Source organism: Acidisoma sp. L85 (genome assembly GCF_009765865.1).
Lineage (GTDB): Bacteria > Pseudomonadota > Alphaproteobacteria > Acetobacterales > Acetobacteraceae > Acidisoma.
In genome coordinates, this window is sequence record NZ_LMUQ01000047.1 from 30341 (window position 1) to 56856 (window position 26516).

Here is a 26516-nt window from a genome sequence, read left to right on the forward strand (position 1 = left end):
CGGGTGCTCAAATGAGCAAATATCGGGACGGATCCAGGGGTGATCAATGTATGCACTGATGGCCAAGTTCCTCACCCTTCCGGAGACGCGTGACGAGTTTATTCAGATCGTCTCCGCCGGTGCAAAGGACATGGCCGGGTGTCTGAGCTATGTCATTGCCAAAATTCACTTTACAGGCTGACGTTTTGTGGGTCACAGAGATTTGGACCGACAGCGAGATCCACACGGCATCGCTCAAACTGCCTTCGGTCCGCGAGGGCCTGGCGAAGGGTAGGCCGTTGATTACCGGCATGGGGCCTAGAATTAACGGAGCCTGTAGCAGGCGTCTGATGAGACAGCTCGGCTTCGAGTTCAGTTCATCGACAATGCCTCACAAGCCTTCCTCGATCTCGCATCCATGATTGCGAGAAGGAGCGGCGTTCGCCAAGCACGGGTCGCGGCCATTGATTGACCAACTGCGGCATTGGCAACCTCCCCGTCCTCCTGACTTCAGGCCATCTAATACAATAGCGCATCGGTGCCGAGGAGCACAGTTTCCAAGGGGCTCAGGTCAGCCTCTTCGAATCCCCCGGCGAAGTGCTCATCCCGTTCGATGAAATTCAGGTCTTCATCCAGTGCTCGAAGTCTTGAGTCATGAGTAAAGGTCCTCGTGTCGTTCAAGCTGCCGTCGGTGATTATGTCGACGGTTTTCTTAACAAGCCACTCGCGCCAGGTGGCAATTCTCCAGGATGCCAATGTGGAGAGGGGGCCAGCGCTCCCGAAACGCCGATCCACTAGTCTAGTGTCTTTCCCTGGAGTGTCGGGCGGCTGAGCCTTCAGGCTGTGAAGGTTTCGCCTTGTCGGTGCTTGTGACCGAAGAGGGGCTTGACATTTTGTCGCATTGCTGTGCAGTGCAGGCGTTCGATCGTGGCAAGGCCATCATGCCCAGCGTAAAACCTGTCGAGACGACCATGCTCTCGGAAGCGAATACTACCGCGACAAAGTAAAGAAAAGCTGTGATGATTGGGACCTGCAGTTAAACCCACGGATCGTCGTCGGCAATAGCGGTCCGACAATCAGGAGATGATTGCCGCGATCCAGACGCCACTCAAGGCTCCGAGGGAGGAACGGGAGCACCCTGGGGAACCGCCCTGTTTTAAGCGGATATTAAGACCTATAGCGCGGAGGATAACGCGCACGAGCAAACCCGTTGCCGGTGCTACTTTGCGTTCCATCTACCTGAGACGCCGGCAGTTCCGGCAAGGAGACACAAGATGACGACGCCGGAGGATGGTTCGGGGCGCATTCCGATGACGCTCATCAACGAGATGAAAACGGCCGAATTCGTGTCGCGGTTTAGTAGCCTCTGCGGCTGTGGTTGGCTTGCCCATAGGCTTGCCGCCCAGCGTCCCCTCGGCTCGCTGAGGGCTATGCTGAGTGCCATGACCACGTCTCTACACAACGCGCCCGAAGAGGACCAAATGGCGCTGTTGAACTCCTTCCCGGAGCACGGCGATCAACCTGAAGGTGACGAACTCGATCGGCAGAGAGCTGACTATAAGCGGCGCTTTGGCTACCCCTTTATCATTGCAGTAAAGGGAAGATGCGAAAAGTCATCGGTTGAGGCCGCCTTGGCACACCGGCTGCAATCTTTTCAAACCACCGAGCGTGAGACGGCACTGGGTGAGGTGGTCAAGCTTGTCGCGCGCAGGCTTGCGCCTGTTATGGGCGATGGGCCGGGTGGAGCGCACGCTGAGTAGGAGCAGCTGTGAATGAATGTTGAGAAATTGCGCAGGTGTCCCTAGACCTGGGGGAATGCTCCCAGGGTGCTTGCGCTGAAGCATACCCTCAACACCCATTGAGGGTTGCCTGCGGCGGGAACATCGTTGTCTTAAGGCGGCGGCGCGTTAGCGTAGTGGCGGCTGGGCACGCAATTCGTCCGGCCCTGGAGGACGCAATCCTGAAGCGCGTCTACCCGCCGGAGAACGTGCACAATCTGGAGGCAAAGCAGAGCGAAGAGAAAAAGGAAGATGAGCGCAGCAAGAGCGTTGCGGCGGCTCTCGGGTTGGTCGTCCCCGTCGTCCCCTAGGTCGGACGATTCGATAAAAGCGTTGGCGACGAACCACAAGGCCTCACAAAATTTCAGACGCACTGCCCTCTCCAGCCCCGTCAGCGAAAGAACGTGTTTGGGCGGGATTTCAGCCGTGGGTTAATCACGAGTTGCTACAAAACGTAACCAGCCGGGGTTGGGATGCGTCAGCTGGGTACATCCAACGAGTGCCCACCTGCTTCCGCTGCAGGCCGGCTGTGGGCTAAGACGGCGGTCGGAAGATGCACCGCGGCTAGCGCGGGCGGATCGCCGGTGACGCTTGTGTCGAGCAGCATATCGTCTGATCTACTTGCACCGTTGATGGCTACCAAGATATCCCAGTGTTGGTATCCAGCTGGGGGCAATCCGAACTCAGCTCGCTGGCTTGCCCGGGTCGATCCACAAAACCGCGCAAGGTCGTCACCCATCGATCCGTTCCGAAGAGAACCACACGGCTCCTCACCCGCTGCTCACGAAGGAGGCAGGGGTGCTTAGGAAGATGATGTTATTGCCAGCTATGCTGGTGCGTAGACCGGCCCCATGTTGCCGCCTTATGACGCTCGTGCCCGCCATCGCCGATGATAGACCTGAGACGCGCGACGAGTCTGTGACAAGGAAGCGATGTCGCAGGCTTCATTGTCCGCGACCGTGGTCAGAAGAGCTGCCGGTTGGGGCGGTTGCCTGTTACTTTGCTTAGGTTGGATAGGGAGACATGCGATGGGCAAGCCGGTCGTGACAGTGGTTCCAGTTGGTGTTGGTCGGTTTGCAATCCTGATGCTGGATCCGGCGGAGCAGGGGGAGCCCGGGACCCACTGCAGAAACGATCCTCACGGTTATACAGAGGCCGAGCTGCGCGGCATACTCACCAATTGCTATAAGTTGTCTCGCGAAGAGATTGAGAGAAGCATACTCTCCGCGAGAGGTCAAAACGGTGGCGTTAGTTTGAAGGTCGCTGTATCAACATCGTCGCGCGCCGACAGGTTTGTCGGTGGGAAGAGCGAGACATGACGAAGCGTCCCGGCGCTTTTACCCTGAGCAAGGTAAGCCCCGCGATCTATGCAGCCATGCCGCTTGAAAGTTCATCACCGGAGGCACGAGCCCACGGTTACATCTTTTCTTTGATCCCCTGCCGAATAAGCCACCAGTTGACTGGATACGTTGTCGCGAAACCCGCAATCATTGCGATTTGCATGCTCAACCAATAAGTTTCGCCTGTAGGCTCAAGGTGGGGATAGACCCATGCCCGTGCGCCCATGACTATAAACATGCCGATTTCATATGCGAGCAGCGATATCGTATCGATCTTAACAGCGGCCTTCACTCCCTCTCGAAGTCCGAGCTTCTGCATTGGCGCTATAGAGAAATATTGGAAGACGATGCCAAAAAAGTATGCGAGCAAGAAGGCAAGGACAAACTTTGCGCTCAGGAGCGAGCCAAAAAGCGCCAAGCCGCTCGCGAAGGCCAACCAGTCGCCAAGGAAATCGCCCAGTGCGCAGCCGGCGCCGCAATGCGTAGCGCCGCTGAAGGTCGCTTGCCACATGGGCTTCTCGTCGTGATGGTGTTGAGTCCGATCGGCAGCGGGGGCTCGGCCAAACCAACCATAGAAGATAAAGCCAAGCGGTCCCCAGTAGAGCATAGTGAGCGGCCACACGGCATTCATGATCGCCATCGGCTGGCGACGACCGAGGAAATAGATATCCCCAGCCACCAGCAGTCCTGAAATAATCGATAGCGGGATGTAAACGGCCGCCACGTGCTGCAACCACTCAGGAGGCGTCACCCGTTAGCCTTTCCAAAGTCAGCCTGTATGCTTCCCTCCGGGGCAGCGCCCGATAAGTGGATCTCCGAGTCTGCGCGCCAAACCCTCAAAACTGATCCTTAGATCAAGATATCGTGCGGACCTGCTTTGCTCGGGCCGGCAGACAGGGGCAGCTCTTGCTTAGCGGCGAGGCCGGCGGCCCGAAAGATCGGCTCGGGCGCCGCCGGTTCCGCGTGGACTTCCTTACCGTAGCCGCCATCGTGCTAAGCTGCCACGCTGACCGACGAATGAACTTTGTGTCGGAGGCGGAGCCGAAACCATCGCTCTCCTGGCTGGAATGTCGCCAGGTCGAGATCGCTGCTAGCCATGATCGGGTTGACTACTACGCCACTTCACGATCGGCACTTCTTGGAAGCTATAGTCCATCGCCCACCGGTTGGCAAAATCGCTGTATACGGTATGCGTCTAGATCGCCAACGATCGTATCCAGGATTCTCGGATATCGAATTTCGACTAGGCCTTTGCCGCTCAATCGCCGTTTAGGTTGGCCGCTCGCAATACTCGTGTCGCACGCCCGAACTCTTTCGCCAGTCGCCAAGGCGCGTTCATCGTCGGTACAGCGCTAACCTGCACGGAATTCAAACGCGTTTCTTCTATCCGGGCGCGTTTCATGAGTTCTCCCTTGTGCGCCGCTGCCGATCAGCGCAGTCGGCTATTCATTGCTTGACTGGGCTCCCGGTTGAGCCGATTCTCGCTCTTTATCCGTAACTCCATCCGTTCTAACGATCTGACGGATCGCATCATGGTCGCCGCTGGCAATTCAAGCTCTCCTTGCTGGACCCTCGCATTTCACCGTCTGCGCGTTCAACCTACGCCCGTGGGCCAATTGACAGGATAATCGGCACGTTCCCGCAAGGCTAGCTGAGCGCACCCATTGGATCGGCGGATCGCGTTCCACACCCACCATCATCTCTCTAGGTCGCCCTCTATCCTTCAATCGGCGCGCTGCAGGACCAACATCTCGCGGCCCCGATCTTTTGATGAGTTCCATTGCCTTCATGCTCATCATGAGCAATATTCGGCTACGGCAGGACGGGCGTGAAACTGGAATGCACACGTTGATATTGTCGCCGGCAATTCCGCCGTCTCGTTGCCCACTTATACCGAATCTCGTTATGGATGACTCGTGGGGGGATTCCCGAATCGGCTTTAGTGTGATTCAAGATGGCGAACCTCGGAGTTTGCCATGCCGGTCCCGCTTCGAATGGACTTTACCGCGGCGCAGGTGCGTGCTGCCGCGAAGAAAACCAAAGACGGCCCGCAGGCGCGCCGTTTGCTGGCATTAGCGGCGATCTACGATGGCGGCACGCGGAGTGACGCCGCCAAGATCGGCGGCGTGACCTTGCAGATCGTGCGAGATTGGGTGCTGAGGTTCAACGCGGAGGGCGCCATGGGCCTGCTCGACCGCAAGGCGCCTGGTCAACCGGCTAGGCTTTTAGCGGCACAGCGCGCCGCCCTTGCCGCACAGGTCGAGAGTGGCCCTATTCCAGCGATCCATGGCGTTGTGCGCTGGCGTATCATCGACCTATGTCAGTGGCTGTTCGAGGAACACAAGGTAAGCATCTCCAAGCAGACGCTCAGCCGTGAATTGCGCAAGATGGGATACCGCAAGCTGTCTGCGCGACCACGCCACCATGCCCAGGCTGAGGGCGCGATCGAGACTTTTAAAAAAACCTCCCAACCCGTCTGGACGAAATCGCGCGCGAAAAGGGAATTGAACGTAGCGACGTAGAGGTTTGGTTCGCTGATGAAGCTAGAATCGGACAGAAGAACAAGATCACTCGGCGATGGGCAAGACGAGGCACTCGACCCTCTGCCCCGCATGACCAGCGCACGGCCTGGACCTACATTTTCGGCGCTATCTGCCCGAAGAAAGGAACCGCGGCAGCGCTTGTTCTACCTTGGTGCGACACTGAAGCCATGGACCTGCATCTGAAGGTCATTTCGGAAAGCGTCACACCAGGCCGGCACGCCGCCCTCCTACTTGATCAGGCCGGCTGGCATATGTCGCCCAGGCTGAATGTCCCGGAGAACATCACGATCGTGCCGCTGCCACCGAAATGCCCCGAGCTGAACCCGCAAGAGAACATTTGGCAGTTCATGCGCGACAACTGGCTATCCAATCGCGTGTTTTCTTCAAACGAGAACATCGTCGACCATTGCTGCTACGCCTGGAACAAACTCGCCGATCAACCCTGGACGATCATCTCAATCGGATCCCGGGACTGGGCATAGCGGCCATGATCAACGAGACTTGGTATAACACCGTCTTTCATTGAGATCTTTTCACTGCTTCAATGGCGTTGGAGACACCAATCGGCGCACACTTCAGGATGAACACTCATGATGGACGTATCTAGCAGTGATCTATCCAATGGATTGAGGCGACGACAGTTCGCCGCTGTTGGGATTCATGATTGAGGCCCGCAAGTGGAGCCCAATGACGCTCTGGATGTAATACTGTGGAATTCCACCGAGCTCCTCGACGCCGAGAGAGATGACGTGGCCGCCGATAGCCTTTTCCACTCGTTCCGCAGCCTGCTCGATTTTGATCTTTGCTGAGCGAGCAACGTCGACATCCCGAAGAGCACCTTCGGTCAGTTTCGACAGTCCGACGTCGCGTTTATGATTGACTGTGACAACGCTGGTGGTCGCATCAACGCGTGCGTACCGCAATTGGTGGCCCAACGAAACGATCGCTGAGTAGTAACGGCTCCGGTCGCGGACCACAAATCCTATCTCCAGCACGGTACCCCCAGTCGACCGTCCAACGCATGATATCGCTTGAATAATCGATATGCGGACTAACGCGAATCGACGAGTATCCATAGACTCTTCATCTGGTGCATTTAGGCCGACGTATCTCACGGTCGACGGTCCTGCCCTGACGGAGGGACTGCAGAAAGAAGTGATTATGAAGATTAGGCTGACTGAGAAGAGAATGGCTTTCATTCGAAGATGGCTCCCAATGTGCATCGCGCTCTTATAGATCGTTCCCTATGGCGCCGTGAACCCACAGGAGAGGTTCTACCATCTACCTCGTGCGGTCAGCCATGGTGGCCCAGCTGAGACCGACGCCCCGCCACAACGGCGGTAGACGGGCAGGAGCCGCACCAGGTGATCAAAATTCTTTGGGCGTCCGATAGACACCTACGACGGACGCTAACAGGTGTAAGTGCGATCATCTGCGCTAATCTTTGGGCAGCGAATGTCCATGAGAGACTCGCCGAAGCTGAGTCGCTTGGCCCTAATCCGGCCGAGATGAGAGTACATTGTCACAGGCCTTTTGCCTACCGATGCTGATGGTAAACATGTACGACTTGTTTTGGACGGATGCTATCATTCTCGATCAATCTTCAAGTTGGCGAAGCGGGTGTGGTCCAAACACGGCTCGGAGCGGCGACCGCCTTGGTAGCGTTGAGACCAAATCAGATAGCGAAGGATAGGCGAACGGCGAAGACCAATTGAAATTCAACAGCGGGCGCGGTTAAGTTCAATTGCCGCGTCCATTTGGTCGTGGAGCCGCTCCTTATCCAGTCAATCTGGATGATGTAAGAGCTATAAAAAGGGTCTTCTTGCGGCAAGATGCGTAAAGCAAACAAACCGCCGTCTGTCTGCATCGCTATGTGAATGCGCCCGCGGCCTGACCCGGAGAAACGACGGAGTGGCTGCTCACGCCGAGCATGGCGCCGACCAGCTCAGAGCGAGACTGATCCGCCGAAAAGTCGAGCGTGACCGGAGCGACCACCGCGCCATCTTGATGCCCGATGTGGCGCAGAGTGATCAGGACCTTCGACAGCATCCCGAAGAGAAAGGGCATGTCTCGCACACCGAGCGCCCCTTGGCGGAGGTCCACCGCCGACTTGCCGCGCTGGGCGAGTTCCGTGAAGTCAGGGAGACTGGAGACTGACGCAGTTGGCCGAAGCCACGAAACTTTGATGACCGAGCGCATAGCATCGAAAGAGGTCGCGGCAGGTAGCGCGACGGGAGGCGTCGGCTGAGCGAAAGGGTGGCCATGAGAGTTCCTGTGTGAATGACGGCAAGGGATCGTGATGCGTCCGGCAGGTATATTTGAGAAGTAGTGCCTGAAACTCGGGCGTGCGATTGCCCAATCAGGTCACTGGAAGACGCCTCGCACGGTAAATATCGTCAGTGCGGCGGAGGCGAGGAACATCCCGGCAGCGACAAAGAACATCACCCTGGCGGATCTGGCGGCAGCAGAAACGTAACCCGAAAAGCCAACCAGACCCGTCGCAATAGAGATCATCAGAAACATCAGTGTCCATCTGAGCATGGATGGCTACTCCCATGGCATTGAGGACACCTTCGGTCGCTGCGCCTTCCGGGGCCCGGCGCGCATTGTAGATGTCTAATTCGTCTTAGGAGCTGGCTTCGATATCTGATCCGCGGGGTCTGCGGATGCCACCTTGTTCGTGTGACCAGAGGGTGGCACGCCGGTCATCTCTTGAACGTGGAAGCGAATACCATCTTGGACGTCCTTTAGAGTTTGATTTGCCTGGAAGTATTGGTTGGCGGTCGCGAGTGTTTCCGCCTTTTCGACGCCCGCGATGGACTTATTGAGTGGCGCGACTTCAACGTCGAAACTGACGTTGATTGCGGCAAGCTTCAGTGTGTCGATGGCGCGGGCGTGGTCACCGGCTTTCAACTGCGCATTTGCCTTCGCGACAGTCGCCGCCTTCGCGGGGGTGGCGACATAGTCTTCACCGAGGGTCATCGCGCTATCGATGGGAAGCCACTTCACCGCCGTCGTACTTGGACGCGTGTTATTGGTGGCCGCTTGACTGATACCTGCGGGCGGCTTGAGATCCGCTTCCGCGTTAATATAGACCAAATCGTCAGTCCTAGCCCTGCTGAGCGCGGCCACGGCTGCGTTTATTTCGTCTTTAGCGTTTTTTGTGTTGCCGTTGAAGATGGCGAGGCGGGCGAGACGGATGTCGGCAAACGCTTCGTGGCCATCGACCGAGAACTTCCCGAAGTCCTTGTAGGCCGCCTGCTGCGCGGGATCGGCGGCCTTTGAGGCGGGTTGCGCTGCCAGTGCTGGGGCCGCGACGGCCAGCGACAAGGCGGCGGCGGCGAATGAACGAAAATGCATAGCGATGATTCCTTCCTCTTAGACTGAGCGACGGAATTGTCGTGTCAGCCGGGATTCTTGGGAGGAGACCCAAGGTGACTGCGGACTTGCCGCCTATCCAATGTCGCTCTGCTCCCCTATCCTCGATAGTCAGGCGTCGCCGAACCCCCTGTCAGTCAAAACCTGACACCGATCGTGATCTGCTTTGTGCGAGCATTACTTTAACGCTGAGCAGGGAGGTATGATGCGTGTGGTCCTTCGGCATAGTCGGCCGATCGAAAACGATCAGGTCCGATCGACTACGGCTACGGCCGGCTTTAATCACTGGGTCACCGGAGCGGGGCGCACCTGGGTTCTGCTGGTGACGGCGGCCATATTGCCGTTGCTTCTGTTCGGCGGCTTGGCGGCGTCGTTTTCCGCCGAACATACGCGCGCGGCCACACGCGCTCTGGCAAGCGGCACGGCCGAGCAGGTCGCGGCGCGGATCTCGGCCGAGCTCGCGGCCCAGATTACGCTCGCTCAGGCTTTGGCAGTGTCCACCGCGCTCGATAATCATGATGTCCGGGCGTTTCGCATCGAAGCGGAGCGGCTCAAAGCGTTGCATCCGCTCTGGCGTGAGATCGACCTCTTGACGCCCTCAGGGAGCAAGCTGAGGGCGTCAACCAATGTGGTGAGCTTCGCGGGTGACCTCGACAGCTTCCGACGTGCCGTACTCAGCCAAAGACCCACGGTTGGCGGCATAGCGCCAACCGGCGCTGTGTCTGCAAGCCCAGTGGTGGCGCTTCGGGTGCCGGTCATGCGTCAGGGCACACTTAACTACATACTGTCGGTGGCCATGGCCCCCGATAGTATTGGAATGATCCTGAATACAGCTGGGGCTCCACACAACTGGATTGGTGTAGTAGCCGATGCCTCGGGCCATATCCTGGCGCGGACAAGTACGGAGGAGGAAAAGCTTGGACAACTGGCCAGCTTCACCCCCAAACGTGCCCTCGCTCAGCGGTCAACCGACTTCCATACAGGCTACACACTGGAGGGTTTGCGGGTCGAGACGGTGACCCGCATCCTGCCGAACACGGGCGGCTGGACCGTGGCATTCGGCATTCCGACGACCGCTCTTCAGCAACCGGTGCTGCGAGCCCTCCTTGTCCTTGCTGCCGCGTGCCTTGCAAGTCTGATGCTGTCTGCGCTCCTGGCGTCCCTGGTAACGCGAGATATGACCCAACGGCGCGTTGATGAGCGCGCTCGGGCCGAACGAGCGCTCCGGGTCAGCGAGGAAAGGCGGGTGATGGCGATCGATGCGGCGCAGCTGGGTACTTGGAGATGGGATATCACGGCGGACCACTTCGATGGCTCAGAACGCTGCCGTGCCATGCTGGAGATAAAGCATTTGGGCGCGCCCTCGCACGGCGGCTGTTGGCAGGCGGCCTTGGCGGCCGTCCATCCCGATGATCGCCCCACGCTGGACGACGCCGTCCAAAGGTGCCTGACCGATAGCGGCAACTTGTCAACCGAGTTTCGCGTTCGACGGCAGGATGGCGGCCACCGATGGATCCGGGCGACCGGGCGCATACTGTATGGCGACGATGACCAGTCGCGCAGCCTGCAGGGTGTCATCGACGACATAACTGCTCGCAAGCGTGCGGAAACGGACCGCCGTGAGCTGCTGCGTCGATTGATACTGGCTCAGGAAGATGAGCGACGCCGCATATCGCGAGACCTACATGATCAGGTAGGCCAAACTGTCACCGGCCTTTCGCTTGGCCTCAAGACGCTGGAGCGACAAGGGGGCGGCCCACTCGCGAGCATTCGCCTGCTGCAAGAACTGACAGCCGCGATCGGTCGTGACATACACCGAGTGGCCACGGACCTTCGGCCGTCCGCTCTTGACGACCTAGGATTGAGCCGGGCTTTGCAGACCTTGGCTGCCAATAGTGCGGACACATCTGGCATCAGGATTGATGTGCAGCCGCTCGGGGAGGAGGGTCGCCTATCCCCCGAAATCGAAATCGTGATTTATCGGTCGGTCCAGGAGGCCCTGACCAACATCCTCAAGCACGCCGATGCCCGGGCCGTTAGCGTGCTGCTGAATTGCAGCGCCGATCACCTTCGCGTCATCGTCGAGGATGATGGCGTTGGTTTCAAAGCCGAGATAGATGCGGAGGGGGGCCATGCGCCTCATCTTGGACTTGCAGGCATGCGTGAGCGACTGGCTTTGGTTGGTGGTAGCATGACGATTGAATCAGAAGAAGGAATAGGCACGACGCTCTTCATCCAAGTGCCAATCCTTCGGCTGCGACAAGAATTATCTGCGTGACAAAGGTCAGGGTTGTCTTGGTAGACGATCACCCCGTCGTGCTGGCCGGGATCAAGTCGCTTCTGATGACCGCACCCGAGGTCACCGTGGTGGGCGAAGGCGCGACTGGACATGCCGCCCTCCGCTTAATCTTGGACACCTCACCCGACGTCGCAGTCATCGACATCTCCTTGCCCGACATCAGCGGCATCGAGTTAGCGGGGCGCTTGGCTGAAGCCTGCCCCGACGTCAGTCTACTAGCGCTATCGGTGCATGAGGATCGGGCATACGTGCAGCAGCTGCTGCAGGCTGGCGCCAGAGGATACCTGCTAAAAAGATCGGCCGCGGAGGAGCTTGTTCGCGCCATACGGGCAATTGCGGCCGGCGGCATGTATCTCGATCCCGCTGTAGTCAGCAAAGCTATGTCTGACGTGCATGCGGGGGGGAGCGCAATGGGAGAACATGATAGCCTGAGTCCCCGGGAGCAGGATGTGCTTCGTTTGATCGCTCAAGGGTTCGCCAACAAGGAAATTGCCGCACGTTTGCAGATCAGCACTAAAACGGTGGAGACCTATAAGGCGCGGGCCGCGGAGAAGTTGAGCCTGCGCACCCGGGCCGACATCGTCAAATACGGTGCCGCTCAAGGCTGGCTCGAGACACTGTGACGATCAGAGGCACCCCGATCGCTCCCTGTCAGGCTTTACCTGACACGAGATCGAAAAGCCCTGACTGTGAATGCAAGGGAGGAAGAGAGAAAAGACTTCGATCATAACGTAAGGTCAGCCTTATGGCCCGACAGCCGCACTCGATGCTTCAGACCAAACCACCTGCACCAATCTTCTGGTTCGCTATAGCGTTCTCCGTGGCTGCCGGGACCTTCTTGAGCAGCTACTACGTCGACCGGCGGCACGTAGCAATTCCTGGAACAACTCTGCAGATGGAGATCAAAGCGGTTCGGTCGGGCCACGATGCGGACGCGTTATCCATATTCAAGCCCATCGCGGAGAAAGGCGATCCAAAAGCACAATATTGGATGGCGGACATTTATGAGAACGGGCTAGGCGTTAAGCGCGACATGCCGACGTCACTGAAATGGTTGACCAAGTCGGCTTCGCAGGGGTTCATGCCTGCGCAGCGTCACCTTGGCGGCCTTTACCTTCGAGGCGACAAGACGCTTCAGGACTTCGGATTGGCGCAAACCTGGCTGAGTAAAGCGGCGTTTGCAGGCGACAATGGATCGCAACGCGAGCTTGGCAGAATCTATGGCTCAGGTTTAGGAGTGCCCGTGGACGTGCCCAAAGCCTATGCCTGGCTGGAAAATGCGGCCCTGGGCGGAGATGATCTGGCCCAATCAATGCGGAACAAGATATTGGTCGGCATGTCCGAGGCAGCGGCCGCGGAGGAACAGGCAAAACAGATTTCTTCACAAATCCAGTATGGCGCAATTCAGCCGGCATCGAAACGGGAGACAGGTCTCTCCGCGTGACGACGGTAGTTGACACCCAAACGGTATAGGCGGTCAGAATCAATACAGACCGCGGGTGTCCGAGGCCTGCTGGCTGCCCACCCAGGAACATCCCACCAGCAGCTTTCAGCCGGTCTAGACCAAAAAACGGCCACGCTTAAGCAGATTGCGTGGATATTCACACACGAGAAGGCGCATACCACCGGGCGTCGCGGGCTCTCACACGAAATCGGCTGCGGCCGACGAGGCATGCAGGGGCCCAAGCGGCCCGGTCAAGAAAAGGGACGGGCAAGTGATATTCGCATCAAGAAGGCTCAAGGGCTTTAAGGTAGAGATGATAGACGGCGGCCGTGGAACGCTAGCTGACGTCCTCTTTGAAGATGGGGGATGGAAGGTCCGCTGGTTCGTTGTTGCAATCAAAGACTCCTTGGGTGCGCGGAAAGTCCTCATTCCTCCATCGGTGGTCGAAAGGGTCGACACCGAGAGTCGAGTGATTCAGGTGACGCTTACGACAGCAAAGGTCCAAGGAAGCCCAGGAATTTTTCACGATCAGCCAGTTTCTTTGCAGAAGGAGCTGGATCTTTGGAGGTATTTTGGAATGGACCCACTCTCGGGCTATGGCGAACACCTGAGACAGATCGCTGCGGCCCGAGCGAGTGGGGCGTTCGCCGCCAAAGGCATCTCGCCAATGCGGGCCACCGATCTCGACGGTGGTGAGAATGTCGTTTCTCAGCTTCGCAGCATTTCCGCCGTAACCGGCTACCACATCCAGGCAAAGGATGGCGCGATCGGGCACGTTCAACAGCTGTTGCTCGATGATATTGATTGGTCGGTCAGCTATGTCGTAGTCGATACGAGAAACTGGTGGTTTGGAAAGCAAGTGGTTTTGCCTCCAATCACAGTCGCTAAAATAAACTGGGACAGCAGGACGTTTTATTTGGCCATGACACGTGCGGACGTTCGCTCTAGTCCGGCTTGGAAGCCGAAGAATATGCGTGCCCGCGCCTACGAGGAGAGGTTGCAGCTAAACTGAGAGGGTATGAAAGGTTTGACGTTGAACCGTTGAGAGCAAGCCGCGGCCAGATATCACATCGAAATAGGCGCTCTCGCAGCGGTGACCCGATGCACGGCTAGTTTGACGAAGAGCAGTGGACTTCCGAAAAAAGAGCTCCACTCGAATAAGGCAAGGCGTTGCTGGGCGAAAGAACTTCATTTGTTCGCGAGCGAGAATCCGACTGCCGAACTTATCCGGGCCGCGGTTGCAGCAGCAACGCAACAGTGGCGCTCCAGCCGGTCTGGTGGGAAGCTCCGACACCACGGCCGCTGTCACCGTGATAATATTCGTGAAAAAGCAAAAGGTCCCGGCTCTCGAGGTCACCCTGAAGTTGTGGGTAGGCTGCCATAACCGGCCACCTACCGTCAGTTCCGACGGTAGAGGTTTTAACCAAGCGTTGGCTCAGCAACGTCGCAACTTGATGAAGCGATAGCATGGCGCCCGAACCCGAGGGGTATTCGACCATGAAACGATCGCCGTAGTAACGATGGAACTCGAATAGCGCTTCGATCAGGCGGTAGTTGATCGGCATCCAAATCGGTCCGCGCCAGTTGGAGTTCCCGCCAAAAAGGCGCGAGTCCGACTCCCCGGGCAAGTAGCGGACCTCCGCATGATGACCGACATGATCAAATACATATGGGTTCTTCTCGTGGAACTTTGAAACCGCCCGAATGCCATAGGTCGAAAGGAATTCCGCCTCGTCTAGCATCCGTTTCAACAGGGATTTCATCCGATGGCCGCGCAACAGGGCGAGCAGGCGCGTTTCACCTTCTCCAGTGGCGCTCCAGTTGGAGATAAGACGAGCAAGATCGGGTCGGTTCACAAGAAACCAGTCGAGCCGCTCAGCAAAGATTGGGAGAGAACGAATCACCTCTGGCTCTAGCACCTGAACCGCGATGAGAGGGATCAATCTAACGAGGGAGCGCACCCGTAACGGCATCGTTTCTCCACTTGGCAGGCAGAGGGCATCGTAGAAAAACGAGTCTTGCTCATCCCAAAGGCCGGAACCATGGCCCGCTTGGCTCATCGCTTCAGCGATATACAGGAAATGCTCGAAAAACTTGGTGGCGACGTCCTGGTACGCCACGTTAGCGCACGCGAGCTCCAGAGAGATGCGCATCATGTGTAGTGCATAGCTTGCCATCCAGGCGGTGCCATCGGCCTGATCCAAGTTGCCTCCAGTGGGGAGAGGGGCAGAGCGGTTAAAGATCTCGATATTGTCCAAGCCGAGGAAGCCGCCCTGAAAGAGGTTGCGGCCTCCAGCATCTTCACGATTCACCCACCATCCGAAATTGAGAAGCAGCTTATGGAGAACACGCTCAAGAAAGGCATGGTCGGCGCGACCCGTCAGCGCTTTATCCATTTCGAAGACCCGCCAGGCGGCCCATGCGTGCACCGGCGGGTTAGCGTCACCGAAGGCCCAATAATAAGCGGGGTTCTGGCCATTGGGATGCATGTAGCGGTCGAGGAGCAAGAGCAGAATTTGAGATTTCGCGAATTCTGGGTCGACGAGGGCGAAGCTAACGGCCTGGAAACCTAAATCCCAGGATGCGTACCATGGGTATTCCCACTTGTCAGGCATCGAGACGATATGGGCGTTGCTCAAGTGCTGCCATTCGGAATTGCGTCCCTGACGTCGTGCGGATGGGGGCGGTGGCTGCGTCGGATCACCCTCTAGCCAGCGTCGGACATCGAAATAGTAGAATTGTTTGGACCAAATCAGGCTAGCAAGTGCCTGGCCCTGTACGAGGCAGCTGTCGGCATCCTCGATCCCGCGCTGAAGCGCCTTGTAGAACTCGTCGGCCTCCTCCTTCCGTTCTGAGAAGATCGTGTCGAAGTCAATGAAGGATACTGTAACAGTGTCTGCAAGCCGGAACCGAAGCTTGACAGTGCTGCTGCCAAATGGCGCAAGTTCGATTTGAACATGGGCGGCACATTTGGTTCCGCAATCTTTGCGGACAGCCTCCACATCCGACTCTATGAGAAAATCATTGATGCCGTCCTTAAAAGGGCCGGGCGTATCGACGCTATAGAGGCGGCGGACGTTGGTCTCATTTTCGCAGAAGAGCCATGTGACCGGTTGGTCGGCTGCCAAGCGCATCGGTGGCAGCTCCGGGTGTTGGGCTAAAACAAAGTCGCCTTGGAGTTCTAGTCGTGGCTTTGCCACTCCTTGGTCCCACGACCATGTATTGCGCGCCCAAAGATGCGGGAGAACATGAAGTGAGGCCGATTGGCTCGATCGGGTCCGTACCGTAATGAGCATGAGCAGGTCGTCGGGATCCGATTTCGCATATTCAACCATCACGTCACAAAGTATGCGTCGCCCTCGAACACACCGGTGTCGAGGATCTCAAACTCTGGTTGGCTTTGGTCGCGTCGCCTATTTTCCTCTAGCATCTGCGCATAGGGGAATGCTTGATGGGGATACTTGTAGAGCATTCGCATGTAGGAATGCGTCGGCGTTGCATCGAGATAGAAATAGAGCTCTCTGACGTCTTCACCATGGTTTCCTTCGGCGTGGTCAAACCGAACAACCGCTCTTTGAGAATCGGATCGTGACCGTTCCACAAGGAAAGCCCTAGACACCACAGCAGTCGCTCGTCGCCAAAGCCGGCTATCGCGTCTTCTCCCCATCGGTAGGCGCGACTTCGCGCATGATCGTGCGGGAAATACTCCCAGGGATTGCCCTCCTCGCTGTAGTCTTCCCGCACTGTCCCCCATTGTCTGTCGCTCGGGTAGGGCCCCCAGCGACGCCAGCCAGCCGAGTCTGCTTCAGCGAGGCGCCGACCCTCGGCAGTCTCTAGTAGACCAGCAGGTAGCGGTGGGGCCGTGAGCGGAGCGCCGGAGTTCGTCACGATGAGTGATCTTTCTCAGGGTTTGAAGTAGATATCACGAACGACCTTCGGGCGCGGAGCAGCTGGGCGCCAATCAGGCCCGAAACCGGCACCCGACGCTAACGCCAGGGGCATTGTCTTAACAATTTTTTGCGTGGCGCGCGTCAGGCCGCCCTGCAGGGACGGCAAATAGATGCCCAATCATTGTTCGCGCGGCTAATATTGCTGCCCAGCGGCGGGAAACTGTTGCACGAAGTCCATTGCAAAATCTGCACTTTCCCCAGGCCTTCTCGCGTTCGCGGCTGGCAAAATGCCGCACTGGTGCTAAGTGGCTAGCACACGGCCGGGTTTTGAAGAAGGCGCTCAGTTGGATTGGTCGAGCTGGTAGGCGGTATTGACCATGCCGCGCAGAATTCACAGCTTGTGCACCTCAGTCGATAATGACTTCGACGCCCTTTTCATTGGCGATAACGGCCGCGGATGAACCATCTGCATGCCGTGTGAACCGCAACGACACGGTGGCATCTCCGATGCTGACCCGGTGCAGCACCAGCGTGTCGACGCCGTCCGGTAATAGCGGGCGGCGTACGTGCAGGCGCCTGGCGAACCCGTCTGCGTCCAAGCCAAGCAACTCGCTTACCATGAACGGCATCGCGGCCGCCGACCAGGCTTGCAGCGGGTCGGCCCGGGGCGTGTGGGTGGGCGCGTCGCCCGGCAGGCGCTGCACGCCCGCGATGAACTCCGGCAGCCGGCCGTTGCGGAACCCGCGTGCTGCGTCCAGGGTCGCGGCGGTGATGCGCAGAGCCGCCGCATCTTCGCCATACCTGCGCAAGCCGGACACGATCAGCGCGTTGTCGAACGGCCAGACACTCCCTTGCTGATAGGCGAGCGGATCGAAGGCAGCATGGTCCGCTGAGAGCGTGCGGATGCCCCAGCCGGAGAACATGTCCGGCCGCATCACGCGCTCCGTCGTTTTGCGAGCGTGGTCTGCCGTCGCGATGCCAGTCCATAGCACCTGAGCCGCGTTAGACGTAACCGATGTGATCTGGCGGCCATCCTGCTCGAGACCGAGGCAGTAGCAACCTTCGCCATCCATCCAGAACTCGCGCAGGAACCGCTCCTGTAGCTTAGCTGCCGCAAATTCGAGTGCGTCGGCCCTTCCATCATCGCCGGCGCGCCGCAACACGGCCGCGATCAGTAGGCGGGCCTGGTAGGCGTAGCCCTGCACCTCGACCAGGGCCAAAGGCGGCCGCGGATAGCTCCCGTCCGAACGCAACACGCCTGTCCCGGAGTCACGCCAGCTTTGGTTGACCGGTTGGCCGCAGTCGGCGAGGCCGTCATAGGTGACGTATCCCGCCGCGTTCTCGGCTGTCTTTCGATCCAGCCAGGACAGGGCGCGATCGACGTTGGAGCGAAGCGCGGTGAAGATCTGCAGGTCGCCGGTCCAGCGAACGTGCTTGGCAACCGCGATCAGGAACAAGAGCGTCGCATCGACCGACGCGTAACTCGGCGTTTGCGACACCTCGTGCAAATGGGCCAATTCCCCAACCCGCAGTTCGTGCAAGATCTTGCCGGGTTCCTCCCGGGTGAAGGGGTGGTCCCTGGTGCCTTGCCAAAGGGCAAGCGCCTTCGCCGTGCGAGCCCCTAGGGAGGGGTTGTAGGCGAGGCATTGGATGGTCGGCAGTAGGCTGTCGCGACCGAACAGGCCGACGAACCAGGGCATCCCGGCCGTGGTGAACCTGCTCTCGCCTCGCCTGACCTCCAGCAAGGCAATGTCCGTGAGCGAACGCGCCAGCACCTCGCCCAAGCCCTGGTTCGCGGTTTCGATCCCGGCGTAGCCGTCCAGCAGCGCTGCGGACGCCGTGGCTTGCGCCGCGCGCATTGCCGAAACACTACGCGGGGCGCCGGCAGACAGGAGCGTTTCGCTGCCGACTGGCCGTTCATCGACGCGGCAAGTCACCATGAGCTCCTCCGTCGCCATTGGCGCGAGGTCGAGCTGAAAGTGGGCGATGCCCTGCTCGGTCGTTTTCGGTGCCAAGACCGGCGTCAGGGAGAACTCGACCAGCAGCGTACGCAGAATATCGTCCGCACCGTGATAGGCGAACCGCAATGCGGTTCCGTCCCAGCGTGGAATTTGAAGTTGGCCTCGCTTCCCTACGGGTGAGCCACGCAGCACGAACATGCTCTCGAAGGTGGTCGCGAACTCCAGTGACAAAGGGAGTGTCACGTTGTCGGTGGAGAAATTACGCACGCTGATCGTATCGATGAACACGGGACCGTCGGCCAGAACCAGAAATGTCCGCCGTAGGCTAAGTTTGTGATCGGCGATCACCCGTCCTTTCGCGGTGGAGAGATGGCTGTTCGTGAGGTTCATCTGCGCCGCTATACCCTCTCCGTCAGATGACATGAGTAGCAGCGGCGCCGTCCCATGGAGGCGGAGCGCATAGAACGCGAGATAACAGGTGTCCCGATAGAACAGGCCAAAACCCGGGATTAGCTGCGGGATCTCACCGTCTTCCCGCGTCAGCAGGACAAGGTCGTTCGCCTTCAGCATCAGCGGATGGCGGATGTCGATCGAGAGGGGGCGATCTGCCATGAAAATTCCTATCGAGTAGGCCGGATCGCCGGTCCGGTTGCATCGGTCGATGGTATCTTCCAGGTGACCCGGGCTGCCCACTCGTTCACCGGTGAGCGTAGCCTGTCCAAACCACCGAGGTCACGCTCGAAAGCCGAAAGGACTGCGGCGAGCCCGTTACGGTGACCGTGCAGTTTTCGACGGCAGCCAGGCAAGTTCGGCGAAGCGGGGCCTGCTCGCCGGGAGGCACCAAGCAGTTCCGCGCTAAAGTGGTCGGATTGCTATTAGCCTGCGTGTGATCGCGCCGATTGTGGATGGGAGGACCAGGACCTTGCGGCTGGTGATCTCAGCCTGTGGGATGAGCGACGTAGCGCTGACATCGACACCTACTATGGCACCAGTCCCGGCATCGGTCCCGCGCCAGGCCTGGGTGACGCTGGACTGGGAGTAGGTGGGGCTGTCCGTTAAAACAGCTCGAGTGGCAGTGGCGTTCGGCGGCGACGTCGGGCGCCACTGCACCGACCCGTCACCGTGACTAGACGACCTCATGAACCGCCGCCCACTCGTCTGGAAGCCATGGCACACCGCCCCAACCCCTGCCGACAACGCAGAAGCGTAGTAACGCCGCCTTCAGGGCGCGGCGCAGGGCGAATGACCGGGCCGCGTGTTCAGCGTTCTGAAGATGGTCGAGCGATGAGCCGTCATCAACGCAATGAAGGACTCTGTCGTTCACCGGGGTGACATTTGCCATCGCGGGCAAGTGAGTTGTCCGTCCCGGCGCTTCCGCTCACTGTGCAGGGATGACAACAAAAAGCCCATGAACGTCGCGCTGGCTCCCAAGTGGTGCCTGAAACTGCTCGCGTCCGACGGGGAACACGAGGCAGAACGGCTGTTCTACGATCTCAGGGCTTTACTCGGCGCCGCACGCCAACTTCGCGAGGAGCGCCCGGAGCTCCGTCTTGTTGTGACAGTTCCATCTGAGGCTTCCGAGGAAGATCGAAGCCTTCTCAAACAGATCGCCAGTCGCATCCCCTTAGACTCCGATTAGCTAATCGCGGCCACAAGCACTGAAGAAGCGCCCGCTTGTTTAAGACTGGCTGGCTCGACACCTTGGACCGCAGCACCGACAGCATCGCCTCAGCTCTGCCTGGCGATCAGCGGCGTTCGGATGGATAGCGGGCGCGGATCATAAGCTCGAAGTATCGACCTTTGGAGCCAGCAGTTAGCAGATTCTCGTATACCGTCGCCGGCACGTTCTGGTAGGTGCTGTGCTCCGCGCTGTCCCGGAACCACAACTGCAGCTGGCCGGTTTGATAGTCGTATTCAGCCTGCGAAATGGAGAGTCCGGGAATTCGGGCATGATCTCGAACTTGGGCGTGGTCGACGTGTCACAACTCAACCTGTCGCGACTAATGCGTTCAAAGGCGGAAAGTGAAGAACCGCACCAGTCAATCCACTCCATAGATGGCGGCAGCCAGCAGCGCCCAGTTTACGAAGGCGGTCCAAGTCTGCGTGATCGTGCCACCCAATGCCGCGAAGACCATGTTGCCGACAATCACGAGCACAACGGACGCAACCAGGCAAGCCAGTAGATGACGTTGCCGACCCGCTCAGGCATCTCGCTGGTTCGAAGCTCCATAGTAGCTGCGGAGTATCCCGGGCCCCGAGTCTAGCTAGAGGGAGATTGCCTAGGCGTGAAGGGCTGCGAACTTCCGCTCATGAAGCTTGACGAGCCGTCCATTGGGTCATCCTATCCTGGCAGAGGCCGCCGTCATATGGCGCAGAAGTCGGGCGGACGAACCAACGCGCATCTACCAAGAGGACCGCGGCTTTGAGGGAACCGACGACACCAGACGAGATTACGCCCGACTATCTCATGGGCTGTATAAGGGCCCTCGCAACCGTGATCGCCACGGCAGTTAAGACGCTGCCCTCGGATCAGCAGGAGTCGATCGTCAACGACATTTCGCAGGTCCATGTCGCTTTTGAGGCGAGATGGAAGAATGTCTACCCTGATGAAAAGGGAACGCGCGTGCAGGAAGTCGGCACCAGCGACACCTACGGGTTATTTGTGGCTAAGGTTCTCGATTAGCATTCGCACCCGATTTCGCGAATAACATCCCGTCCTGCCCAGTCGTGGCCCGACCGCGGCCCGAGGCCGAGAGTAGGGATCATTCGGTGTAGGTTAGCAGTCCAGCTGGTAATCGCTTGAGGGTGAGACAAAGCGGAACGTCCTGCCATGATCCAGCATCCCCAGCATCTCGCTGTTCTCCTGGAGAGTTATGATGAACTTCTCGCCGGGAACCGGCTTCTCTCCGACAGCAACATCAATCTGCGCGATGTTTGGCATTCTATGAGCCCTTCAGGGTGTTCGGAATGCCTGGAATTATGTCGCCTGCGCCGACCGGCAAGTCATCTCTCCGTTCCCTCATCACCGAGCTCGCCTCAAACTGTGATGAGGCCGCGGGACTATCATCCCCAACTGTCCCGTGAGGGCGGTCTCAGCGGCAATGACGGTCGGAGGACATCTTGATGGCTGAGCACGAGGATTCTGGTTCCGACACCGATGAGGCCTTAAAAATCCGGTCCGCTGGCAGACAGGCCCGGGACGCGGGAAGCCCGTGACGGCTTGTCCTTAACCGGCCAACACTCAGGCTAACTATCAATGGGTCAGCTGTTGGACGCAGCCTCCGGCGATTGCCCCGGAGGACGCTAGATCCCACGGGACGGGTGCGGCCGAACGGCAGGCGGCACGGACAGGGGTTCCAGCCACCCGTCCGTGCCTCGCCCCTGGAAGGTCTCGCAACATGCCAGCGGCTGGCGGGGAGGCTACACCTATCGGCCGCGATGCTTGGCTCATATCCCTGTGTGGTGAGCCCATGCAGATCGAGAACGAGATGGATCGGTTGTCTGAGGCCGCTGGGGACGGCATACCGGGCTCTCCCGAACTGGCCACCAGTGTGCGTTTCGACCAGCAGGTTAGAGATCGGCGCAACGAACTGATTTCATCGATCTACGCGACATCAGTAACGACGCTAGGGGGGCTCGCCGCGAAAGCCGCAGTCGCCCTCAGGCTGGTCAGAACGACCCTAGCAATCAGCCAGCATACGAGTATCAGGCTGGTCACTCGCTCGCGACCTACATCCTGGCGCAAGCCGCCAAGGTCCAGGAGCCGTACAGCGAACTGGTGGAAGTCGCGTCCGACTTCCACCGCATGCGCGGCGAGGACAAAGCTTTCTGAAGGCGATCAAGGACAATCCCGGGAACAATCACGCGGACGCCTCTAATGCGCCAGACGGCCTTTGGACCCGCATTGGCGTCGTCATCCAGCGAGTGTCGAATTTAATCGCTGCGACACCCGAGGGATTGCGGGCGAAAGCAAGCGTTCTCGAGGAGATCATCCGCCAAGAACACAGGCGACAACTCGAGGAGGGCTGCGAAAACAAGGAAATCAAGGTCGCACTGTCGCTTGTCCGCGACCTGCTTGGGAGGGCAGGCGTATGAGCGCCCGGCCGTTGCAACGGCCGGGGTTGTCGCGGATCTCAGTGCCTGGGTCGATGTGGTGATGGCCACACTCTCACGTTACTTCGGCGCTTCACAATAAGCGCCAATAGGTAGATCTGCGACGAAATGGTAGAGCAGAAATAGGCAAGCGGTCGGATTAACGTCTACGTATTGACCGGAAGGGCACCAACACGGCGGGCGTCGATCCACAAAGCAAGCGCTGAAACGGAGAACGTCCTGCCAAGGTGTCCAGGTTGTGCAGCAATGGTATATGAAGGATCAGCAGGCTCACGGCGGAGATTGTTACGATGGCCAGCATGTCGGTCGTCTGTCAATTACGAACTAGTCGTACTGCGCGGCTTGCGAATTGCGGTCAGGGGTGGCGATACTGCATCCGACGACGGTGTGGAGGAACCTGATGCGGCGGTGGCTGCCTCCTCAGATAGTTCTGGCGATCGCAACACTTTTCGGTGCTCTCACAGTTGGGCGCCGCTGGAGCGGCGCAGAGGCTACCCATCAGGGACGATCGAGCGCACATCTCACGGGGCATTTCCTCACCAGTCTGAGGTGCGCGTCGAGGGCCAAGGTGGTTCGGGCCATGCAAGTGTCCGGCCGCACCAGCTACGATGGTGGTCTCAGCTTTATGAGCAGCTACGGGAGCGGCTACGGCGCGCGGTCAGGGACGGTTATCTTCCATTTCGACATGACCGGGCGGGTGTCTAGCATTCATGCCGTGGTGGTTCGCTCGCTCGGGCCAAACATCCAATTCATTTGGAACGCCAAGCTTGGAGGATGTTCGGACTTTCCTGGGAGCAAACAGCGCTGCAAGGCGAGCTAGGTGGGCTAACTTTCGACGCGTCGTCTTGCACCAAGGTGCCGCAACCGCCTGCTCCCGGTCCTAAGCCGGCCGCAGCCCTTGGAGGGAATGGTCATGTTGAGCCGGATTGCTGTCATCGTCTATTGGGCCTGCGTCGCCGCTGCGTTTGCACTGCTCTTCATCGGCATCTCGAAGGTGTTCAAGGAGAATATGTGGTTTATGAGCAATGGGTTCGTGATCTTCGCCGGGGCGCTCTGGATTGTCGCAGGCTATGTGTTCGGCTGGCTCATTCGGTTCTCGTTTTGGATCTAGAGCGGAATCGCATAACTCTGGATCGTAGCCTGCGGCGATGAAGTGGTTTGGTCCAACCCCGGGGATCAGATCAACAGCAAGCTGCGGAGCCACATCCCTCAGCGTCCCGTCCAGCTGCTCGAGGAGACAACGATGCCATCGCCGGCAGCTATATCGTCTTGTCCGTTTCCACCACAGGCCTTGTCCTCCTGCAGGCGAACGTTGTTCATGATCAGCAGAAAGGTGATGGAGCTCATCATCGATGAGGGGATCCAAACGATAAGGCCGCCGAGATGCTGGTCGTGCAGGGCGCTCACCGACGGGAAAAGACGTCCGCACAAATCATAGTAATTATAGAGCGCGGTGCCGCCGAAGGTAATCCGCGCCCCGATCAGGATCTGTGGAAATATTACCAAGATGACGGTGAGGAGGCGGACGGCATAGGCGGATCGGGCCGGCGGCGCTGGACGGGGATCAAGCGCGAAGAACCAGAAGAGCAATCCATCGATCACCATGCTCCAATTCATGATGTCGTATAGAACCGGCGAGACCATGGCGTGGAAGTGGATAGAGGGCTGGAGCCAGAGGGATATGAGTCCGACGAATAGCACGCCTGCTACGACTGGATTTTGGACGACGTGGAGTGGCGTCTTCACTAATCGGCTCTGCAGCTTGAGGCGGATCGCCGCCGGCATGCCACGGCCAATCGTGTCACCGGGCCATGATAGCGCGATGAGGAAGGGAGCGAGATGATGCATCGCGAGATGCTGCACTCGGTTCAGAAAGAACATGTGCTGCGACATATAGACAAAATGGGTCTGCAGCACCGTATAGATCATCGCAACGCCGCTGATGAAGGCGAGCTGTCGTGCGAGGTTTGGGCGCTCCTGTTGCGGCGAACGGACAAGACCCCGCAAATACCAGAACAGCGGCAGCAGCGTGCCCAGAAACTCGAGAAGGGAGAAATCCCAGGGAGCGATGACTGGCAATTCCGCTGGGTAACGTCGGGAGGCCCACCAGAGGACGAGGCCGCCAACGATCAGCGCACCGGAACCGAAGTCGGTCTCATGCCACGTCGTGCGATAGACGCTCTTCGCTGCAGTCATGCTGTCCGGCACGATCCCATATCGTCCCGGTGCGCCCGCAAAGCGCTTTCTGCAAGTTACAGAATCTTCATTTCCTAGCTATCCGCATTCTCGCGGACAAGCCGAAATGAAGGAAATGTGCCGCACACTGGGTGGTCCCTCCCGATGGGTTCGTCGACATCGGGTTGCTCGCTCGCGTGCTTGGTGCGAGTGTCAAGTGACACGACAACTGCGCCTCATGACCCGCGGATCTCCTTCATCCCACGCCTCGCAACAATCCACTGGAGAGCTATGACCGCAGACGGCAAATCATCGATGCGACCTCGCAGGGACGTAGCTGAGGAGACAAACCGAAGCCGAAGGCCGCGCATGAGTCTGGTTGAGCGCCGCATTAGCGTGACCCTGGCGTCGATCTACGGCGTCAGGATGCTTGGCCTCTTCCTGATTCTTCCCGTCTTTGCGATCTATGCGAGAAGTCTTCCAGGCGGAGACCGACATAGCCTCGTCGGCTTGGCCCTAGGCATCTACGGCCTAACGCAGGCGGTGCTGCAGATCCCGTGGGGCATGGCGAGCGATCGCTTCGGGCGTAAGCCGATCATGCTTGCGGGTCTGTCCGTCTTCGCAGTTGGATCGATCTTCGCCGGCTTCTCGCACACCCTGCCGATGATCATCTTGGGGCGCGCGATCCAAGGGGCAGGGGCCATCTCGGCTGCGATTTCAGCGATGATCGCAGACGGTACGCATGAGGAGAATCGCACTAAGGCTATGGCGATGGTCGGCATGATGATCGGGATCAGCTTCATCATCTCGCTCGTCGCCGGCCCTGTTCTCTATCGCCTCGTCAGCGTACCGGGAATGTTCTTTCTAACCGCCCTGCTGGCCTTCATTGCCATGGGCCTTGTAGTATTTGTGGTGCCCGACGTGCCGATGGCACCGGCAGCCCAAGCAACGGCTCTAGAACCGCTGCGCACTATCTTGACGCCGACGTTGATGCGCCTGCATTTTTCGATCTTTGCACTTAACTTCATGCAGGTGACGCTCTTCCTGGTCGTGCCTTTGGCTCTGGTGACCCATGCCGGCATCGCGGTCCAGGATCACTGGCTTGTCTATCTGCCGACGACCATTGGGTCCTTCATCATCGCCGTTCCCGGCATCATTTGGGCGGAGAGCCGAGGCTTGATGCGGCCGGTGCTGATTGGCGCCGTCACGCTGCTGACGCTGGCCATGCTCGCCTTCGCCATTGGCTATGACAGAGCGTCCGTTCTCGTTGGTGCCCTGTTCCTCTTCTTCGTCGCCTTCAACCTTCTCGAGGCGTTGCTCCCTTCCCTGGCATCGCGCAGCGCGCCAGCGGCGCGCAAAGGCCTAGCTCTCGGTGTCTACAATACAGCCCAGTCGGCCGGGCTTTTCGTCGGGGGCGCCTTGGGCGGACTTGCCTCGCAGTACGGCGGTCCTGCCGCCGCCTTCTGCATGTGCGTCGCGCTCGGTGTGGTCTGGATGGCTGTCGCCGCCTTCATCCAGCCGCCGCGGAAGTCTGTTTGAAATTGTCTCTTCGACCGCTGGCGGCGTCGCTTCCCAGCTGCATCCGCCTTCCGTAGAGGCGGCCTCCTCAGCATGCC

At 58.8% G+C, this 26516-nt stretch carries 22 protein-coding genes; 12 read left to right on the forward strand and 10 right to left on the reverse strand.

Annotated features, from left to right (window positions below):
* Window positions 1–58: 58 nt before the first annotated feature.
* The 3 genes from GSQ83_RS30885 (at window position 59) to GSQ83_RS13320 (ending at window position 3076) form a co-directional block, all read left to right on the forward strand.
* Window positions 59–181 carry a hypothetical protein gene (locus GSQ83_RS30885; protein WP_256367231.1) on the forward strand — a complete coding sequence of 41 codons (123 nt, stop codon included), beginning with the start codon at window positions 59–61 and terminating at the stop codon, window positions 179–181.
* Between the two features lie 1072 nt (window positions 182–1253).
* Entirely contained in the window at window positions 1254–1739 is a 486-nt protein-coding gene (locus GSQ83_RS13315; RefSeq protein ID WP_158803373.1) for a 2-oxo-4-hydroxy-4-carboxy-5-ureidoimidazoline decarboxylase, read from the forward strand.
* Between the two features lie 1046 nt (window positions 1740–2785).
* Window positions 2786–3076 carry a hypothetical protein gene (locus tag GSQ83_RS13320; protein WP_158803374.1) on the forward strand — a complete coding sequence of 97 codons (291 nt, stop codon included), beginning with the start codon at window positions 2786–2788 and terminating at the stop codon, window positions 3074–3076.
* Window positions 3077–3173: 97 nt separating this feature from the next.
* Here the strand turns inward: GSQ83_RS13320 and GSQ83_RS13325 are convergent, their stop codons facing one another.
* Window positions 3174–3848 carry a DUF4396 domain-containing protein gene (locus tag GSQ83_RS13325; protein WP_216850143.1) on the reverse strand — a complete coding sequence of 225 codons (675 nt, stop codon included), beginning with the start codon at window positions 3846–3848 and terminating at the stop codon, window positions 3174–3176.
* A 1225-nt stretch (window positions 3849–5073) separates the two neighbouring features.
* Here GSQ83_RS13325 and GSQ83_RS13330 point away from each other — a divergent pair.
* Window positions 5074–6122, forward strand: a protein-coding gene (locus GSQ83_RS13330; RefSeq protein WP_158803375.1) for an IS630 family transposase whose coding sequence is annotated in 2 segments (ribosomal slippage) — window positions 5074–5560 and window positions 5560–6122 — 1050 coding nt in all. Because the reading frame shifts where the segments join, the coding sequence is not laid out codon by codon here.
* 132 nt (window positions 6123–6254) lie between these two features.
* Here GSQ83_RS13330 and GSQ83_RS13335 read toward each other — a convergent pair.
* From GSQ83_RS13335 to GSQ83_RS13350, 4 genes are all read right to left on the reverse strand, one after another.
* Window positions 6255–6635 carry a hypothetical protein gene (locus GSQ83_RS13335; RefSeq protein WP_158803376.1) on the reverse strand — a complete coding sequence of 127 codons (381 nt, stop codon included), beginning with the start codon at window positions 6633–6635 and terminating at the stop codon, window positions 6255–6257.
* A gap of 874 nt (window positions 6636–7509) precedes the next feature.
* Window positions 7510–7743, reverse strand: a complete 234-nt coding sequence (locus GSQ83_RS13340; RefSeq protein ID WP_158803377.1) for a hypothetical protein — start codon at window positions 7741–7743, stop codon at window positions 7510–7512.
* Window positions 7744–8004: 261 nt separating this feature from the next.
* Entirely contained in the window at window positions 8005–8181 is a 177-nt protein-coding gene (locus tag GSQ83_RS13345; protein WP_158803378.1) for a DUF1328 domain-containing protein, read from the reverse strand.
* 75 nt (window positions 8182–8256) lie between these two features.
* Window positions 8257–8970 carry a YfdX family protein gene (locus GSQ83_RS13350; protein ID WP_158803379.1) on the reverse strand — a complete coding sequence of 238 codons (714 nt, stop codon included), beginning with the start codon at window positions 8968–8970 and terminating at the stop codon, window positions 8257–8259.
* Between the two features lie 253 nt (window positions 8971–9223).
* On the opposite strand from GSQ83_RS13350, the gene GSQ83_RS13355 reads away from it, so the two are divergent.
* From GSQ83_RS13355 to GSQ83_RS13370, 4 genes are all read left to right on the forward strand, one after another.
* Window positions 9224–11296 carry a PAS domain-containing protein gene (locus GSQ83_RS13355; RefSeq protein ID WP_216850145.1) on the forward strand — a complete coding sequence of 691 codons (2073 nt, stop codon included), beginning with the start codon at window positions 9224–9226 and terminating at the stop codon, window positions 11294–11296.
* Window positions 11293–11940, forward strand: a complete 648-nt coding sequence (locus GSQ83_RS13360) for a response regulator transcription factor (protein ID WP_158803381.1) — start codon at window positions 11293–11295, stop codon at window positions 11938–11940. The genes GSQ83_RS13355 and GSQ83_RS13360 overlap by 4 nt, the downstream gene beginning before the upstream one ends.
* A gap of 215 nt (window positions 11941–12155) precedes the next feature.
* A complete protein-coding gene (locus GSQ83_RS13365) occupies window positions 12156–12761 on the forward strand; it encodes a tetratricopeptide repeat protein (RefSeq protein ID WP_158803382.1) in 606 nt (201 codons plus the stop codon).
* 271 nt (window positions 12762–13032) lie between these two features.
* Complete coding sequence (locus tag GSQ83_RS13370) at window positions 13033–13773, forward strand: PRC-barrel domain-containing protein (RefSeq protein WP_158803383.1); 741 nt, start codon at window positions 13033–13035, stop codon at window positions 13771–13773.
* A 211-nt stretch (window positions 13774–13984) separates the two neighbouring features.
* On the opposite strand, the gene GSQ83_RS13375 is transcribed toward GSQ83_RS13370, so the two are convergent.
* Window positions 13985–15961 (reverse strand): MGH1-like glycoside hydrolase domain-containing protein, encoded by a 1977-nt coding sequence (locus GSQ83_RS13375; protein WP_216850146.1) that lies wholly within the window; start codon window positions 15959–15961, stop codon window positions 13985–13987.
* 1097 nt (window positions 15962–17058) lie between these two features.
* Window positions 17059–19224, reverse strand: a complete 2166-nt coding sequence (locus tag GSQ83_RS13380) for a glycogen debranching N-terminal domain-containing protein (RefSeq protein ID WP_158803384.1) — start codon at window positions 19222–19224, stop codon at window positions 17059–17061.
* Window positions 19225–20020: 796 nt separating this feature from the next.
* Between GSQ83_RS13380 and GSQ83_RS13385 the strand changes: the two genes are divergently transcribed.
* The gene (locus GSQ83_RS13385) at window positions 20021–20251 is read left to right on the forward strand and encodes a hypothetical protein (RefSeq protein WP_158803385.1); all 231 of its coding nucleotides are present in this window, start codon (window positions 20021–20023) and stop codon (window positions 20249–20251) included.
* Between the two features lie 106 nt (window positions 20252–20357).
* Here the strand turns inward: GSQ83_RS13385 and GSQ83_RS31260 are convergent, their stop codons facing one another.
* Window positions 20358–20555 (reverse strand): KTSC domain-containing protein, encoded by a 198-nt coding sequence (locus GSQ83_RS31260; RefSeq protein WP_158803423.1) that lies wholly within the window; start codon window positions 20553–20555, stop codon window positions 20358–20360.
* A gap of 479 nt (window positions 20556–21034) precedes the next feature.
* Between GSQ83_RS31260 and GSQ83_RS13395 the strand changes: the two genes are divergently transcribed.
* Complete coding sequence (locus GSQ83_RS13395; RefSeq protein ID WP_158803386.1) at window positions 21035–21295, forward strand: hypothetical protein; 261 nt, start codon at window positions 21035–21037, stop codon at window positions 21293–21295.
* A gap of 93 nt (window positions 21296–21388) precedes the next feature.
* Here the strand turns inward: GSQ83_RS13395 and GSQ83_RS13400 are convergent, their stop codons facing one another.
* Window positions 21389–21553 (reverse strand): hypothetical protein, encoded by a 165-nt coding sequence (locus GSQ83_RS13400; protein ID WP_158803387.1) that lies wholly within the window; start codon window positions 21551–21553, stop codon window positions 21389–21391.
* 2085 nt (window positions 21554–23638) lie between these two features.
* Here GSQ83_RS13400 and GSQ83_RS13405 point away from each other — a divergent pair.
* Window positions 23639–23836, forward strand: coding sequence for a hypothetical protein (locus GSQ83_RS13405; protein ID WP_158803388.1), 198 nt, complete (start codon window positions 23639–23641; stop codon window positions 23834–23836).
* Between the two features lie 98 nt (window positions 23837–23934).
* Here GSQ83_RS13405 and GSQ83_RS13410 read toward each other — a convergent pair whose 3' ends face one another.
* Entirely contained in the window at window positions 23935–24921 is a 987-nt protein-coding gene (locus GSQ83_RS13410) for a cytochrome c oxidase assembly protein (protein ID WP_158803389.1), read from the reverse strand.
* A 348-nt stretch (window positions 24922–25269) separates the two neighbouring features.
* On the opposite strand from GSQ83_RS13410, the gene GSQ83_RS13415 reads away from it, so the two are divergent.
* Window positions 25270–26439 (forward strand): MFS transporter, encoded by a 1170-nt coding sequence (locus GSQ83_RS13415; protein WP_158803390.1) that lies wholly within the window; start codon window positions 25270–25272, stop codon window positions 26437–26439.
* Window positions 26440–26516: the final 77 nt, after the last annotated feature.

Excerpts from the sequence above, each read along its gene's own strand:
- GSQ83_RS30885 (WP_256367231.1), top strand. The coding sequence starts at position 59 with ATGGCCAAGTTCCTCACCCTTCCGGAGACGCGTGACGAGTTTATTCAG.
- GSQ83_RS13315 (WP_158803373.1), top strand. The coding sequence starts at position 1,254 with ATGACGACGCCGGAGGATGGTTCGGGGCGCATTCCGATGACGCTCATC.
- GSQ83_RS13320 (WP_158803374.1), top strand. The coding sequence starts at position 2,786 with ATGGGCAAGCCGGTCGTGACAGTGGTTCCAGTTGGTGTTGGTCGGTTT.
- GSQ83_RS13345 (WP_158803378.1), bottom strand. The coding sequence starts at position 8,181 with ATGCTCAGATGGACACTGATGTTTCTGATGATCTCTATTGCGACGGGT.
- GSQ83_RS13355 (WP_216850145.1), top strand. The coding sequence starts at position 9,224 with ATGCGTGTGGTCCTTCGGCATAGTCGGCCGATCGAAAACGATCAGGTC.
- GSQ83_RS13380 (WP_158803384.1), bottom strand. The coding sequence starts at position 19,224 with ATGGCAGATCGCCCCCTCTCGATCGACATCCGCCATCCGCTGATGCTG.
- GSQ83_RS13385 (WP_158803385.1), top strand. The coding sequence starts at position 20,021 with ATGAACGTCGCGCTGGCTCCCAAGTGGTGCCTGAAACTGCTCGCGTCC.
- GSQ83_RS13400 (WP_158803387.1), bottom strand. The coding sequence starts at position 21,553 with ATGCCAAACATCGCGCAGATTGATGTTGCTGTCGGAGAGAAGCCGGTT.
- GSQ83_RS13405 (WP_158803388.1), top strand. The coding sequence starts at position 23,639 with ATGTTGAGCCGGATTGCTGTCATCGTCTATTGGGCCTGCGTCGCCGCT.
- GSQ83_RS13410 (WP_158803389.1), bottom strand. The coding sequence starts at position 24,921 with ATGACTGCAGCGAAGAGCGTCTATCGCACGACGTGGCATGAGACCGAC.
- GSQ83_RS13415 (WP_158803390.1), top strand. The coding sequence starts at position 25,270 with ATGAGTCTGGTTGAGCGCCGCATTAGCGTGACCCTGGCGTCGATCTAC.